Here is a 14,873-nt window from a genome sequence, read left to right as displayed (position 1 = left end):
TAACCCCGACAATGTTGAGTTTTATTGCCCGGCGCCTTGGCCTGCTGATACCGACCTTTTTCGGCATCACGTTGCTGACTTTCGCGCTCATACGCCTGATCCCCGGCGACCCGGTGGAAGTGATGATGGGCGAGCGCAGGGTCGACCCCGAAATGCATGCCCAGGCCATGGAGCGCCTGGGCTTGAACAAACCCCTGCCGGTCCAGTACCTGGACTATGTCGGCAAGCTGGCCCAGGGCGACCTGGGTGAATCGCTGCGCACCCGCGAAAGCGTGTGGCGCGAGTTCCTGACCTTGTTCCCGGCCACCCTGGAACTGGCCTTTGCCGCGCTGTTGTTCGCTGGCGTGGTCGGCCTGCTGGCCGGGGTGATCGCGGCGCTCAAACGCGGCTCGCTGTTCGACCACGGGGTAATGGGCATATCCCTGGCGGGCTATTCGATGCCGATCTTCTGGTGGGGTCTGATCCTGATCATGTTCTTCTCGGTGAGCCTGGGCTGGACCCCGGTGTCCGGGCGCATCGACCTGCTCTACGACATCGAGCCGAAAACCGGCTTCATGCTGATCGACACCCTGCTCAGCGATGAGGAAGGTTCATTCAAGGACGCAGTGATGCACCTGATTCTGCCTGCCATCGTGCTCGGCACCATCCCGCTGGCGGTAATCGCGCGCATGACCCGCTCATCGATGCTTGAAGTGCTGCGCGAGGACTACATCCGTACAGCCCGTGCCAAAGGCCTGTCGCCGGCCCGGGTAGTGTTCGTGCATGGCTTGCGCAACGCATTGATCCCGGTGCTCACCGTGTTCGGCCTGCAGGTCGGCACGCTGTTGGCCGGTGCGGTGCTGACCGAAACCATCTTCTCCTGGCCGGGCATCGGCAAATGGCTGATCGAAGCCATCGGCGCCCGTGACTACCCCGTGGTCCAGAACGGCATCCTGCTGATCGCCTGCCTGGTAATCCTGGTCAACTTCGTCGTGGACATTCTCTACGGCCTGGCCAACCCACGCATCCGTCATCAGCGCTGAGGCCCTTGCCATGACTAGCCCGATTCCGAAATCCGTGTCGCCGGCCAGCCCGGTGGACCAAAGCCTGCTCTACCCTTCGCCGTACAAAGAATTCTGGCAAGCCTTCGCGCGCAACAAAGGCGCGGTGATGGGCCTGGCGTTCATGTGCCTGGTGGTGTTCTGCGCGCTGTTCGCGCCATGGGTCGCCCCCCATGACCCAAGCGAGCAGTACCGCGACTTCCTGTTGACCCCACCGGTGTGGCTGGAGGGCGGCACCTGGCAGTTCATCCTTGGCACCGACGAACTCGGCCGCGACCTGCTTTCACGCCTGATCCAGGGCGCGCGGCTGTCGCTGCTGATCGGCCTGTCCTCGGTGGTGATGTCGCTGATCCCGGGCATCCTGCTAGGCCTGCTGGCCGGGTTCTTCCCGCAACTGCTGGGCCCGTCGATCATGCGCCTGATGGACGTGATGCTGGCCCTGCCGTCGCTGCTGCTGGCGGTGGCGATCGTCGCCATTCTCGGCCCAGGCCTGATCAACACGGTGATTGCGATCGCCATCGTATCGCTGCCCTCTTACGTGCGCCTGACCCGCGCCGCCGTCATGGGCGAGCTGAACCGCGACTACGTCACGGCCGCACGCCTGGCCGGCGCCGGCTTGCCACGCCTGATGTTCGTCACGGTGCTGCCCAACTGCATGGCACCGTTGATCGTGCAGGCCACCTTGAGTTTTTCCTCGGCGATCCTCGACGCCGCCGCCCTGGGCTTCCTTGGCCTGGGCGTGCAGCCGCCCACCCCCGAGTGGGGCACCATGCTGGCTTCGGCGCGTGACTACATCGAGCGTGCCTGGTGGGTGGTGAGCCTGCCCGGCCTGACCATTCTGCTCAGTGTGCTGGCAATCAACCTGATGGGCGACGGCCTGCGCGATGCGCTGGACCCGAAACTCAAGAACGCCGCCTGAGGAGAACGCCATGTCACTGTTACAGATCAACAACCTGAACGTGCGCTTCGGCGACGCCACTGCCGTACCGGTGGTCGATGGCCTGGACCTGGCGGTGGACGCCGGCGAGATCCTGGCGATCGTTGGCGAGTCCGGCTCGGGTAAATCGGTCACCATGATGGCCCTGATGGGCCTGATCGATGCGCCTGGGCGCATTACCGCCGACGCCCTCACGTTCGACGGCACCGACATGCTCAAGCTCAGCGGCCGGCAACGGCGCAAGGTGGTGGGCAAGGACATCGCCATGGTCTTCCAGGACCCGATGACCGCACTGAACCCCAGCTACACGGTAGGCTTCCAGATCGAGGAGGTGTTGCGCCAACACTTGGGCCTGAAGGGCAAGGCAGCGCGCCAACGTGCCCTTGAGCTATTGAAAAAGGTCGAGATCCCGGCGGCGGAAAGCCGCCTGGATGCCTACCCGCACCAGTTGTCCGGCGGCATGAGCCAGCGTGTGGCAATTGCCATGGCGATTGCCGGCGAACCCAAGCTGCTGATCGCCGATGAGCCCACCACCGCGCTGGACGTGACGATCCAGGCGCAGATCATGGAACTGCTGGTGAACCTGCAGAAAGAGCGCAACATGGCGCTGATCCTCATCACCCACGACCTTGCCGTGGTCGCCGAAACGGCCAGGCGGGTGTGCGTGATGTATGCCGGCCAGGCGGTGGAAGTTGGCCAGGTTCCGGAGCTGTTCGACCTGCCGGCCCACCCTTACAGCGAAGCCCTGCTGGCGGCCATCCCCGAACACAGCCTTGGCGCCGAACGCCTGGCTACCCTGCCCGGCATCGTGCCTGGCCGCTACGACCGGCCCGTGGGCTGCCTGCTGTCGCCGCGCTGCCCTTATGTACAGGACAACTGCCGGCGCCAGCGCCCGCCCCTCGACCCTCAGGCGCACAGCCTGGTGCGTTGCTTCTACCCGCTGAACCAGGAGGTGGCGTAATGGCCGTGGTTCTGACTGCCCGGGAATTGACCCGGCATTACGAAGTATCCCGCGGGCTGTTCAAAGGCCACGCACTGGTCCGCGCGCTCAACGGCGTGTCGTTCGAGCTGGAGGCCGGCAAGACCCTGGCGGTGGTGGGTGAGTCTGGCTGCGGCAAGTCGACCCTGGCCCGCGCCCTGACATTGATCGAAGAGCCGTCTTCCGGCTCCCTGCAAATTGCCGGCACCGAAGTCACTGGCGCCAGCAAGGCCCAGCGCAAGCAACTGCGCCGCGACGTGCAGATGGTATTCCAGAGCCCCTACGCTTCGCTCAACCCGCGGCAGAAGATTGGCGACCAGTTGGCCGAACCTTTGCTGATCAACACCTCGCTAAGCAAGGCCGAACGGCGAGACAAGGTGCAGAAGATGATGGAGCAGGTCGGCCTGCGCCCCGAGCATTATCAGCGCTACCCGCACATGTTCTCTGGCGGCCAGCGCCAGCGCATCGCCCTGGCCCGGGCGATGATGCTGCAGCCCAAGGTACTGGTGGCAGACGAACCGACTTCCGCGCTGGACGTGTCGATCCAGGCACAGGTACTGAACCTGTTCATGGACTTGCAGAAGGAGTTCAACACCGCCTACGTGTTCATCTCGCACAACCTCGCGGTGGTGCGGCACGTGGCCGACCAGGTGCTGGTGATGTACCTGGGAAGGCCTGCGGAAATGGGGCCTAAGGAGGACATCTACGAGAAGCCGCTGCACCCGTACACCCAGGCACTGCTGTCAGCGACACCGGCGATTCATCCCGACCCGCTGAAGCCGAAAATCAGAATTGCCGGGGAGTTGCCCAACCCGCTGAACCCGCCGGACGGCTGCGCGTTCCACACGCGCTGCCCACATGCCACTGAGCGCTGCGCCAAGGACGTGCCGGCGTTCAGGCAAGTCGGTACACGGCAAGTGGCCTGTCATTACGCGGAGCAGTTTCTTTAATCAGTTGCCAGAGCGGTCTGCGCTGGCGTGAGGTTCACGCGACCTCTGCAGAAGCGGCCTTGCGCCGCGATGGGCCGCACCGCGGCCCCCAGCCGCTCAATGCATGAAAATCCAGATCAGGATAATCACCGGTATCGGCACGCCGATCATCCACAGCAATATCGAGCGCATGTTCAACCTCCGTCAATGGTGGCAATAGCAAAGGGCGGCCTGGGCCGCCCTTACTGTCAGTGCATGAACAGTGCAATCAGGATGATCACGGGAATCGGTACTCCAAGCATCCACAGCAATATCGAGCGCATGATAATTCTCCTTGCTTAACGTTGAACGGTGCGGGTAGTGACGTAGTCGCCTTCCAGCCACTGCACGCGGTCGCGCAGGCGGCCGCCATACAGGGCCGCGACGCTGGCGATAAAGGCGCCGCACAGCAGCGCGACGAAGGTCCACAGGGCAGTCCAGGCAGCTACCTTGGCGGCAGTGTCGGCCGCTTGCTTGGCATCGTTTTTCAGCTGCTGCACCTGAGCCATTACCTGGTCCACGCGAGCTTCGGCTTCGGCCTGGGTCAGGCGGGTACGCTGCGCCACCAACTGCGCCAGGTAGGTACGGTCCTCCGGAGGCAATGCGCCGTCCCCGGCAATGCCCTTGGCCAGAATGCGCGCGGCAACCCCATTGGCGGCGTCTTCGCTGACTGGCGCCGGGCCGTCACCGCGGAACAGGCTGTCGACGAAGTACCCCATCGAGTCATTGTTGCTGCCGGTAGCCGCCGATGCACCTGCGGCAGCAGACACCGTGGCCGCTTGCGACGCAGCGCTGGCCCCGGCACCTACCAGGTTGCCCGCCGCACCCAGCACCAGCATGGCGGCGACCAGGGTGGCCACTGCCCACGACAGGAAGCCATGCGCGGTATCGCGGAAGTACACCTCGTCACCGTGCAGGTTCGCCCACTTCACCCGCAGCCGGCCGGCAATATAACCGCCCATGCCCGATGCGATGATCTGCGTGAGCAGCAGCCAGACAATGGTAGAAACGCCCAGGGCTTTGGCACTCGCCCCTTCGTCAGCCCAAGGCGAGGTGGCGGCGAAGCCCAATCCCGCGCCCAGTACCACAAGGATGAGGGAAACGGATGCGGCAGCAGCCGCGCCAGCGAAGATGGCCGCCCAGGAAACACCTGAACGGCTTTGCGTATCGACAGCGGGGTAGTCGGCAGAGGTGATCATGATGTGTGCGCCTTATGTTGTTAGCGAGAATTCCATTCGCGCAGTAACCTTTGCAGTAGCTGTGCCAGCTGTGACAAAAAATGACGCCCATACAAATCAGTGGCTTAGCTCGCTGGCCGCCTGCTGAACCGTGCAAAATGCGCGAAAGCGCCCTATCCATCAGGTGTTCTGCATTCTTGTGATGGCTTGGCCGGCAAGGCATGATCCAGCCATGACGCTTCCCGATGACCCCGCCCAGACCCCACTCACCGCCGAGACCGTGCTGCGCTACCACCTGTGCTGGAAGCACCGTGACCTCGACGGCGTGATGGCGCTTTATCACCCCGATGTCCAGTATCACGACTTCTTCCAGAACCGCGTGCTGGGCTATCGCGAACTGCGCGCCTACGTGCGCGCCTGCCTACCCCACGAAGCCGGCGAAGACATCGTCCACAGTGACCGTATCCGCGTCGATGGCTGCACCGCGTTCATCCAGTACCAGGTTACGGTGCAGGGCGGCGATGGCCTGGTGGCGTTTCAGTCCAGCGAGGCAATTACGGTGAGGGACGGCCTGATCTGGCGGGTCAACGAATATGCGACCCTGGTGCGCCAGCACGGCAACACCGCGGGCACCGGCGGCGCGCGGCCAGCCACCAGCCGCCTGGGCCTGTCACCGCGGCAGCTGTCGACCATGGCCCAGGACCTGGAACACTATTTTCAGCGCCAGCGCCCCTACCTGGACCCTGAACTGGATCTGCAGCAAGTTGCCGATGCCAGTGGCTACAGTCGCAACCAGATTTCCTACCTGCTGAACCAGGTGCTTGGGCAAAGCTTCTACCGCTACGTCAACCAGGCGCGCCTGCAGCACCTGATGGCCAGCCTTGATGACAACAGCGCCGGAACACCCATCGATGACCTGGCGTTCAACGCTGGCTTCAATTCGCTGTCGGCGTTCTACAAGTGCTTCCGTGAACACACCGGGCTCACACCCAAGGCCTACCTGAAGCAAATTTCCCTGCGTGCACGCACGTAAGACAGCCGCCCACTCGCCCGACTAGGATCGGCCACAGACCTTGACGGACGTGGAGCCGAACCCGATGCAACCCCTGCGCACGCTCAGCCTGTGGATGGACCAGCTCGACGAGCCGCTGTGCGCCCGCCCGGCCCTGCGCGACGACCTGGACGCGGATGTGTGCATCATCGGCGCGGGCTACACCGGGCTGTGGACCGCCTACTACCTCAAGCGCCAGGCACCCCAGCTGAACATTGCACTGATCGATGCCAACATCGCCGGTTTCGGCGCCTCTGGGCGCAACGGTGGCTGGCTGATGGGCAACCTGCTCGGCGAAGACCGCCTGCTCGCCAGCCTGTCACCGCAGCAGCGCCGCGCCAGCATCGACCTGCTGCACGGGATTCCGGACGAGGTGCACAGCGTGCTGCAGCGCGAAGGCATCGACTGCCACTACCGCAAAGGGGGCGTGCTGTATTGCGCCGCGCGCTACCCGGAACAGGAACGCAGCCTGCGCGCCTACCTCGACGACCTGTACCGCCAGGGCATGACCGAAGACGACTACCGTTGGTTGCGCCCCGAACAGCTGGACGCGCAGCTACGGGTCAGCAACGCCTATGGCGCGATCTACAGCCCGCACACGGCGACCATTCAGCCGGCCATGCTCGCCCGGGGCCTGGCCCGGGCGCTGGAAGCGCTGGGTGTACCGATCTACGAAAATACCCCAGCCATCGACTGGCAACCGGGTGAGGTGCGTACACCACTGGCGCGCATTCGCTGCCAATGGGTGGTGCCCGCCGTGGAAGGCTACGCCGCCAGCCTGCCACCGTTGGGCAAACACCAACTGCCGGTGCAGAGCCTGCTGGTGGCCACCGAGCCACTACCCGAGGCGACCTGGGAACAGATCGGCCTGAGCCAGGGCCAGGCCTTCAGCGAAAGCAGCCGCCAGGTCACCTATGGCCAGCGCACGGCCGACAACCGGCTGGTATTCGGCGCCCGGGGCGGGTACCGCTTCGGCGGCCGCCTGCGTGAAAACTTCAACCTCGACGAACACGAAATCGAGCTGCGCCGCTACCTGTTCAGCGAACTGTTCCCACAGCTCAAGCATGTGCGCATCACCCACTCGTGGGGTGGCAACCTTGGCATGGCGCGGCGCTTCCGCCCACACATGCTCTGCGACCGCCAGCGCGGCATCGCCCTGGCCGGCGGTTACGGCGGCGAAGGCGTTGGCGCCACCAACCTGGGCGGGCGGACCCTGGCGGCCCTGATCCTCAACCAGCACAACGCGCTGACGGCGCAACCGTGGGTGCTCGACAACCGCCCGGTTTCAAGCCTGGCCAGCTGGCCCCCCGAGCCCTGCCGCTGGCTGGGCTACAACGCAATCATCCAGAGCTTCGTCCACGAGGACCGGACCCTCGCCAACCCCGCCAGCGCGCCTTGGAGGCGGCGCCTGGCCAGCTCGCTCGCGGACTTCATGGAAGGCTTCATGCACTGATTCCCTTTCCCCAACACAGGATCCACCGGTCATGCGCATCACCCAGTTCAAGAATACCGACAGCGTCGCACTGGCTAGCGCCAGCCCGGTAGCGGTGCCGCTCGGCGAACCCGTGGCAGTGGCTTCGGTCACCAGCGTGGAACGCGACGACGGCGTCGAAACCGGTATCTGGGAGTGCACCCCCGGGCGTTGGCGGCGGCAGATCGTGCAACAGGAGTTCTGCCATTTCATCAAGGGCCGCTGCACCTTCACCCCCGACGGTGGCGAGCCCCTGCTTATAGAAGCCGGAGACGCATTGATGCTACCGGCCAATAGCACCGGCACCTGGGACATCCAGGAAACCGTGCGCAAGACCTACGTACTGATTTTCTGATCCGCTAATCGCCTGCCTTCGATAACGACAGACAAAGCAAGGTAACCCCGACATGCGCACACGCCTTCTTGCACCCTTGATGCTGGCCGCCAGTGTGGCCAGTGCCGCCGAAACGGTGAAAATCTACAACTGGTCCAGCTACGTGGCACCCGACACGCTGAAAAATTTCCAGCAAGCCACTGGCATCGTGCCCACCTACGACGTGTATGACAGCAACGAAACCCTCGACGGCAAGCTGATGACCGGCAACTCTGGCTACGACGTGGTGTTCCCCTCCAACCACTTCATGGCCCGGCAGATCCAGGGCAAGGCCTTGAAACGCCTGGACAAGTCGCAGCTGCCCAACTGGCAGAACCTCAACCCGGTGCTGCTCAAGGCGCTGGAGGTGAATGACCCGGGCAACCAGTACGGTTTCCCCTACCTGTGGGGCAGCACCGGAATCGGCTACAACATCGACAAGGTCAAGGCGGTACTGGGCGACAACGCGCCGCTGGACTCGTGGGACCTGATCTTCAAGCCCGAATACATGAGCAAGCTGAAAAGCTGCGGTGTAGCGGTGCTGGACAACGGCCCCGAGCTGCTGCCGATTGCCCTGCACTACCTGGGCCTGCCGCACCACAGCCAGAACCCGGCAGACTACGACAAGGCCAAGGCGCTGTTGATGCAGGTACGGCCCTACATCAGCTACTTCCACTCCTCGAAATACACTGGCGACCTGGCCAACGGCGATGTCTGCGTGGTGGTGGGCTTCTCGGGGGATGTGCTGCAGGCGAAGAACCGCGCCGAAGAGGCGCACAACGGCGTCAAGGTGGGCTATTCGATACCCAAGGAAGGCGCGCCGTTGTGGTTCGACATGGTGGCCATGCCGGCCGATGCGCCGGATGAAAAGGCTGGCTATGCCTACATGAACTACCTGATGCAGCCGGAGGTGATGGCCAACATCAGCAACCATGTGCAGTATGCCAACGGCAACCTCAAGGCAGACGGGCTGGTGGACCCTGCGCTGAAAGGCAATGCGATGATTTACCCGAGCGAGGCCGTGATGGGCAAGCTGTATGCGCTGGAGGCGATGCCGGCCAAGATCGACCGTATCAGGACGCGGATCTGGACCAGTATCAAGGCCGGGAATTGAAATGGGGCCGCTTTGCGGCCCTTCGCGGGCACGCCCGCTCCCACAGGGATATCACCAGAGCTGAGGGCAGTGATAGCCTTGTGGAAGCGGGCGTGCCCGCGAAGGGCTGCAAGGCAGCCCCAAATCCAATAGTCAGTGGTGCTCGCGGGTAGCGCGGAACTTGATGTCCGGCCAGCGTTCTTCCATCAGCGCCAGGTTGACCCGGGTCGGCGCCAGGTAAGTGAGGTGGCCGCCACCATCGATGGCCAGGTTTTCCATGGCCTTGGTCTGGAATTCCTCGAGCTTCTTCTTGTCGTCGCAGCTGATCCAGCGGGCCGACCACACGGTGATCGGCTCGTAGGCGCACTCGACCTTGTACTCTTCCTTCAGGCGGCTGGCGACCACGTCGAACTGCAGCACACCGACCGCACCCAGGATGATGTCGTTGCTGCGCTCAGGGAAGAACACCTGCGTGGCACCCTCTTCCGCCAGCTGCTGCAAGCCCTGGCGCAGCTGCTTGGACTTCAGCGGGTCCTTCAGGCGCACACGGCGGAACAGCTCCGGGGCGAAGTGCGGGATACCGGTAAAGCCCAGGGCCTCGCCTTCGGTGAAGGTATCACCGATCTGGATGGTGCCGTGGTTGTGCAGGCCGATGATGTCGCCGGCAAAGGCCTCTTCCAGTTGCTCACGCTCGGAGGAGAAGAAGGTCAGCGCATCGCCGATACGCAGGTCCTTGTTCAGGCGCACGTGGCGCATCTTCATGCCCTTTTCGTACTTGCCCGAGCAGATGCGCATGAACGCGATACGGTCGCGGTGTTTCGGGTCCATGTTCGCCTGGATCTTGAACACGAAACCGGTGAACTTCTCTTCGACCGGCTCTACGGTACGTTCGTGGGCCACACGCCCCAGCGGCCGCGGCGCCCAGTCGACCACCGCGTCGAGCACGTGGTCGACACCGAAGTTACCGAGTGCCGTACCGAAGAACACCGGGGTCAGCTGACCATTGATGAACTCTTCCTGGTTGAACTCGTGGCAAGCACCCTGCACCAGCTCCAGTTGCTCGACGAACGAATCGTATTGGTCACCCAGGTGGGCGCGGGCCTCGTCGGAGTCCAGCTTCTGGATGATCTTGGCCTCGGTGCGCTCATGGCCGTGGCCAGGGGTGTAGACCACGATGTAGTCACCGGTGAGGTGGTACACGCCCTTGAAGTCACGGTAGCAACCGATCGGCCAGGTGATCGGCGCGGCCTTGATCTTCAGCACCGCCTCGATCTCGTCGAGCAGTTCGATCGGGTCGCGAATGTCACGGTCGAGTTTGTTGATGAAGCTGACGATGGGCGTGTCGCGCAGGCGGCAGACGTCCATCAGGGCGATGGTCCGCGGCTCTACACCTTTACCGCCGTCCAGCACCATCAGCGCCGAGTCCACGGCGGTCAGGGTGCGGTAGGTGTCTTCGGAAAAGTCTTCGTGGCCGGGGGTGTCGAGCAGGTTGATCATGTGCTCGCGGTACGGGAACTGCATCACCGAGGTGGTGATGGAGATGCCGCGCTGCTTCTCCATTTCCATCCAGTCGGAAGTGGCATGGCGGTCGGACTTGCGCGACTTCACGGTACCGGCGACGGCAATGGCCTTGCCCATCAGCAGCAGCTTTTCGGTGATGGTGGTCTTACCGGCGTCGGGGTGGGAAATGATTGCGAAAGTGCGGCGCTTCGCGACTTCGGCGGCCTGGTTGGTCATGGGAAATCGCCTGACTGGGGGATTTGAAAGGGGCGATATCATACCTGAAGTTGGGCGGGGACCAAAATCTGCTGATTGAGAGGTTGCAGGTCTGGCAGCAGATTCACCACACAATCGCTTTATCACGACAAATGGCCACAGGGCAGTTATTTCAACGCCTGCAGCGCGCTAAGCCGCTGTTTTCTCTCGCCAGATTTGCATTCCCCCAGTGATTAACGCTGGCCAAATGCCGCCTCAAATGGGAACCTTTAGGGCCCTGGAGACGTCCACTCCCCTGCAACCCGCTTCGGTTGAGGGCTGGTTTCATCAGCATTTTCGGGCCCGACGGGGTTCGGCTCATGGCCAGATCGCAGCCTTCGGTTTGCATCTGGCTGCTACTCGCGAACACACCACCCGCCGCCACCCCTGGCCGGCAACCAAGAAGTGTGCTCGCCGACAACACAAGGAGTCCGCCTGTGGCTAAACGCTACGGTAAAGGGCTGTTGGGATGGGCCGCCGTGCTCGTCATCCTGGCCCTGCTGGTCCACTGGATCGGCATCGATACGATCGCGCGGTATCGCGACGATCTTGGGTTCTACCTGCAAGCGCACCTGGTATTGGTGCTGGCTTCGATGGCGGCGGCACTGGCCGTGGGCATCCCCGCCGGCATTGCGCTCAGTCGGCCGCACCGGGTCGACCAAGCCGAGCGCTTCATGCAGTTCTTCAACGTTGGCAATACCATTCCTCCCCTGGCCGTTCTGGCCATCGCCCTGAGTATCCTGGGCATCGGCGCCGGGCCGGCGATCTTCGCACTGTTCCTCGCCTCCCTCCTGCCCATCGTGCGCAACACCTACGAAGGCCTGAAAAACGTCCCCGCCTCGCTCAAGGAAGCCGCCACGGGCATTGGCATGACCCCACGCCAGCAACTGTGGCAGGTCGAGCTGCCCAACGCCGTGCCAATCATTGTCGGCGGTGTTCGCGTGGCCCTGGCCTTGAACGTGGGCACCGCACCGCTGGCATTCCTGATTGGCGCCAATAGCCTGGGCAGCCTGATCTTCCCCGGCATCGCCCTGAACAACCAGCCCCAGCTGCTGCTGGGGGCCGCCTGTACCGCACTGCTGGCCCTGCTACTGGACGCGGCGGTGAGTTTCTCCAGCAAGCGCTGGCTGGAACGTGGCCTGGCCCACTAAGGATAGGGAACGCATGAAGAAAACAATCGCCTTGCTGCTGGGCGCGGCCTTGCTGTTCGCAGGAGTTGCCCAGGCAGCGGAAAAGCCCCAGATCCGCATCGGCGCGCGGGTGTTCACCGAACAGACCGTACTGGCCGAAATCACCGCGCAGTACCTGCGTGCCAACGGTTTCGACGTGCGCGTCACCACCGGCCTGGGTAGCAACATCGCGCGCCAGGCCCAGGAAACCGGCCAGCTCGACCTGATGTGGGAATACACCGGCGTATCGCTGGTGTCGTACAACCACATCGAAGAACGCATGCCCAGCGCCGAAGCCACCTACGCCAAGGTCAAGGCGCTGGACGCGAAAAAAGGCCTGGTCTGGCTGACCCCGTCGAAGTTCAGCAACACCTACGCCTTGGGCCTGCCCAAGCAAGTGGCCGAGGCCTATCCGCAGGTCAACAGCATCAGCGACCTTAACCAGGTACTGCGTGACGAAAGCGAGCGCAAGCACCTGGTGGCGCTGGACACCGAGTTCGCCAACCGCCCCGATGGCCTGGTCGGCCTGAAGGCGATGTACGACCTGCAACTGGGCCGCGCCAACATCCGCCAGATGGACGCGGGCCTGGTCTACACCGCCATGCGCAACAACCAGGTGTTCGCCGGCCTGGTGTACACCACCGATGGCCGCCTGAGCGCCTTCAACCTGAAGCTGCTGGAAGACGACAAGCACTACTTCCCTGACTACACGGCCGCGCCGGTGGTGCGCAAGGCCGTGCTCGACGCCAACCCGCAGCTGGCGGGGCTGCTCAAACCGCTGGCCGAGCAACTGGACGATGAAACCATGCGCCAGCTCAACGCCAAGGTCGATGTTGAGCACCAGAACCCGACCGCCGTGGCCGCCGCCTTCCTGCGCGATCACCCACTGACCAGCGAGGGCCAGCCATGAACCTGATCGATACCTTCAACCACCTCGACTGGACCCAGGTACTGAACCTGACCGGCCAACACATCATGCTGGTCGGTGTGGCCGTGGGCCTGGCGATTCTGGTGGGCGTGCCGCTGGGCATCCTCATGACCCGCTTCCCTGCCCTGGCCGGCCCGCTGCAGGCCAGCGCCACGGTACTGCTGACCATCCCGTCGATCGCCCTGTTCGGCCTGTTGCTGCCGCTTTACTCCAAATTCGGCCAAGGCCTCGGGCCGCTCCCAGCGATTACCGCCGTGTTCCTGTATTCGCTGTTGCCGATCATGCGCAACACCTACCTGGCCCTGACCAATGTCGAACCCGGCATCCGCGAAGCCGCGCGCGGCATCGGCATGACCTTCGGCCAGCGCCTGCGCATGGTCGAGCTGCCCATCGCCGTGCCGGTGATCCTCGCCGGCGTGCGTACCGCCGTGGTGATGAACATCGGCGTCATGACCATTGCCGCCACCATCGGCGCCGGCGGCCTTGGCGTGCTGATCCTGACCTCCATCAGCCGCAGCGACATGTCGATGCTGCTGGTCGGCGCGGTACTGGTCAGCCTGCTGGCCATCATCGCCGACCTGCTGCTGCAAACCCTGCAACGTGCCCTGACTCCAGAAGGACTGCGCTCATGATCGAACTGAAGAACCTCAGCAAAACCTTCAACGTCAACGGCAAGGACGTCAAAGCCGTCGACGCGGTAAGCCTCACCGTCAACGAAGGGGAAATCTGCGTGTTCCTCGGCCCATCGGGCTGCGGCAAAAGCACCACGCTGAAAATGATCAACCGCCTGATCACACCAACCTCGGGCCAGGTGTTCATCAATGGCGAGGACACCACCGGGCTGGACGAAGTGACCCTGCGCCGGCACATCGGCTATGTGATCCAGCAGATCGGCCTGTTCCCCAACATGACCATCGAAGAGAACATCACCGTGGTGCCGCGCCTGCTCGGCTGGGACAAGCAGAAATGCCACGAACGCGCCCGCGAACTGATGCACATGATCAAGCTCGAGCCCAAACAGTACCTGCAACGCTACCCGCGCGAGCTTTCCGGTGGCCAGCAGCAGCGTATCGGCGTGATCCGCGCGCTGGCGGCCGATGCGCCGGTGCTGTTGATGGACGAACCGTTCGGCGCGGTCGACCCGATCAACCGTGAAATGATCCAGAACGAATTCTTCGAAATGCAACGGGCGCTGAACAAGACCGTGATCATGGTCAGCCACGACATCGACGAAGCGATCAAGCTTGGCGACAAGATTGCCATCTTCCGTGCCGGCAGGTTGCTGCAGCTGGACCACCCGGACACCCTGCTGGCGCACCCGGCAGACGAGTTCGTGAGCAACTTCGTAGGCCAGGACAGCACCCTCAAGCGCCTGCTGCTGGTGCGCGCCGAAGATGCGGCAGACAACGCCCCGGCGGTCAGCCCGGAAACCCCGGTAAGCGATGCGCTGGAACTGCTCGACGAACACGACCGCCGCTACGTGGTGGTCACCAACGCGCAGAACAAGGCCCTGGGCTATGTACGCCGGCGGGACATGCACCGCCAGCAGGGCACCTGTGGTGACTTCCTGCGCCCGTTCAACGCCACTGCCTCGCACGACGAGCACCTGCGCATCCTGCTGTCGCGCATGTACGAGTTCAACCGGGCGTGGCTGCCGGTGCTGGATGCCGAGCAGGTGTTCCTCGGCGAGGTGACCCAGGAGTCGATTGCGGCGTACCTGAGTTCCGGCCGCTCGCGCGGCGCCAAGACCAGCATCGTCTCCCCGGCCGAGGCGGTGGCATCCTGAGGAGCGCTGCCCAGTGATGCGCAGCAAGGTGCGGATACGGGTTTCCCGCACCTGAAACGTCGCATCCGTTGGTCGGTAACAAAAAATTTATGCGCGATTTTCGGTACGTGGGTACCAGAAAAGCGTGGCCATAAATATGAACACC

Annotated in this window: 14 protein-coding genes; 12 read left to right on the top strand and 2 right to left on the bottom strand. The window is 63.5% G+C overall.

The window, feature by feature from the left end; genetic code table 11:
• The first annotated feature begins 11 nt into the window (after nt 1-11).
• Genes L1P09_RS04235 through L1P09_RS04220 form a run of 4 tightly spaced genes read left to right on the top strand, consistent with a single transcriptional unit; the run spans nt 12 to nt 3,906 of the window.
• Nucleotides 12-1,022, top strand: a complete 1,011-nt coding sequence (locus L1P09_RS04235) for an ABC transporter permease subunit (RefSeq protein ID WP_009685151.1) — start codon at nt 12-14, stop codon at nt 1,020-1,022.
• Between the two features lie 10 nt (nt 1,023-1,032).
• Nucleotides 1,033-1,959, top strand: coding sequence for an ABC transporter permease subunit (locus L1P09_RS04230; RefSeq protein WP_009685150.1), 927 nt, complete (start codon nt 1,033-1,035; stop codon nt 1,957-1,959).
• 10 nt (nt 1,960-1,969) lie between these two features.
• Complete coding sequence (locus L1P09_RS04225; protein ID WP_029885062.1) at nt 1,970-2,938, top strand: ABC transporter ATP-binding protein; 969 nt, start codon at nt 1,970-1,972, stop codon at nt 2,936-2,938.
• Entirely contained in the window at nt 2,938-3,906 is a 969-nt protein-coding gene (locus tag L1P09_RS04220; RefSeq protein ID WP_029885063.1) for a peptide ABC transporter ATP-binding protein, read from the top strand. The genes L1P09_RS04225 and L1P09_RS04220 overlap by 1 nt, the downstream gene beginning before the upstream one ends.
• A gap of 317 nt (nt 3,907-4,223) precedes the next feature.
• On the opposite strand, the gene L1P09_RS04215 is transcribed toward L1P09_RS04220, so the two are convergent.
• On the bottom strand, nt 4,224-5,123 hold the full coding sequence (locus L1P09_RS04215; protein ID WP_029885064.1) for a hypothetical protein: 900 nt from the start codon (nt 5,121-5,123) through the stop codon (nt 4,224-4,226).
• 211 nt (nt 5,124-5,334) lie between these two features.
• Here L1P09_RS04215 and L1P09_RS04210 point away from each other — a divergent pair, with 211 nt between their 5' ends.
• From L1P09_RS04210 to L1P09_RS04195, 4 genes are all read left to right on the top strand, one after another.
• Nucleotides 5,335-6,135, top strand: coding sequence for an AraC family transcriptional regulator (locus L1P09_RS04210; protein ID WP_235768519.1), 801 nt, complete (start codon nt 5,335-5,337; stop codon nt 6,133-6,135).
• A gap of 64 nt (nt 6,136-6,199) precedes the next feature.
• Nucleotides 6,200-7,606 (top strand): NAD(P)/FAD-dependent oxidoreductase, encoded by a 1,407-nt coding sequence (locus L1P09_RS04205; protein ID WP_029885065.1) that lies wholly within the window; start codon nt 6,200-6,202, stop codon nt 7,604-7,606.
• 31 nt (nt 7,607-7,637) lie between these two features.
• A complete protein-coding gene (locus L1P09_RS04200) occupies nt 7,638-7,979 on the top strand; it encodes a cupin domain-containing protein (RefSeq protein ID WP_009685143.1) in 342 nt (113 codons plus the stop codon).
• Between the two features lie 52 nt (nt 7,980-8,031).
• A complete protein-coding gene (locus tag L1P09_RS04195) occupies nt 8,032-9,111 on the top strand; it encodes a polyamine ABC transporter substrate-binding protein (protein WP_029885066.1) in 1,080 nt (359 codons plus the stop codon).
• A 132-nt stretch (nt 9,112-9,243) separates the two neighbouring features.
• On the opposite strand, the gene L1P09_RS04190 is transcribed toward L1P09_RS04195, so the two are convergent.
• Nucleotides 9,244-10,827, bottom strand: a complete 1,584-nt coding sequence (locus L1P09_RS04190) for a peptide chain release factor 3 (protein ID WP_003248481.1) — start codon at nt 10,825-10,827, stop codon at nt 9,244-9,246.
• 455 nt (nt 10,828-11,282) lie between these two features.
• Here L1P09_RS04190 and L1P09_RS04185 point away from each other — a divergent pair, with 455 nt between their 5' ends.
• The 4 genes from L1P09_RS04185 to L1P09_RS04170 are packed head-to-tail and all read left to right on the top strand — an operon-like array spanning nt 11,283 to nt 14,728.
• Complete coding sequence (locus L1P09_RS04185) at nt 11,283-11,996, top strand: ABC transporter permease (RefSeq protein ID WP_054905882.1); 714 nt, start codon at nt 11,283-11,285, stop codon at nt 11,994-11,996.
• 13 nt (nt 11,997-12,009) lie between these two features.
• Nucleotides 12,010-12,924 (top strand): glycine betaine ABC transporter substrate-binding protein, encoded by a 915-nt coding sequence (locus tag L1P09_RS04180; protein WP_029885068.1) that lies wholly within the window; start codon nt 12,010-12,012, stop codon nt 12,922-12,924.
• Complete coding sequence (locus tag L1P09_RS04175) at nt 12,921-13,574, top strand: ABC transporter permease (protein WP_054905881.1); 654 nt, start codon at nt 12,921-12,923, stop codon at nt 13,572-13,574. The genes L1P09_RS04180 and L1P09_RS04175 overlap by 4 nt, the downstream gene beginning before the upstream one ends.
• Nucleotides 13,571-14,728, top strand: a complete 1,158-nt coding sequence (locus L1P09_RS04170; RefSeq protein ID WP_054882130.1) for an osmoprotectant ABC transporter ATP-binding protein OsmV — start codon at nt 13,571-13,573, stop codon at nt 14,726-14,728. The genes L1P09_RS04175 and L1P09_RS04170 overlap by 4 nt, the downstream gene beginning before the upstream one ends.
• Nucleotides 14,729-14,873 lie beyond the last annotated feature (145 nt).

The organism is Pseudomonas juntendi (genome assembly GCF_021560075.1).
Classification (GTDB): domain Bacteria; phylum Pseudomonadota; class Gammaproteobacteria; order Pseudomonadales; family Pseudomonadaceae; genus Aquipseudomonas; species Aquipseudomonas juntendi.
The sequence above is the reverse complement of the archived record's forward strand: the minus strand, read 5'-3'. Positions and strand labels throughout refer to the sequence as shown.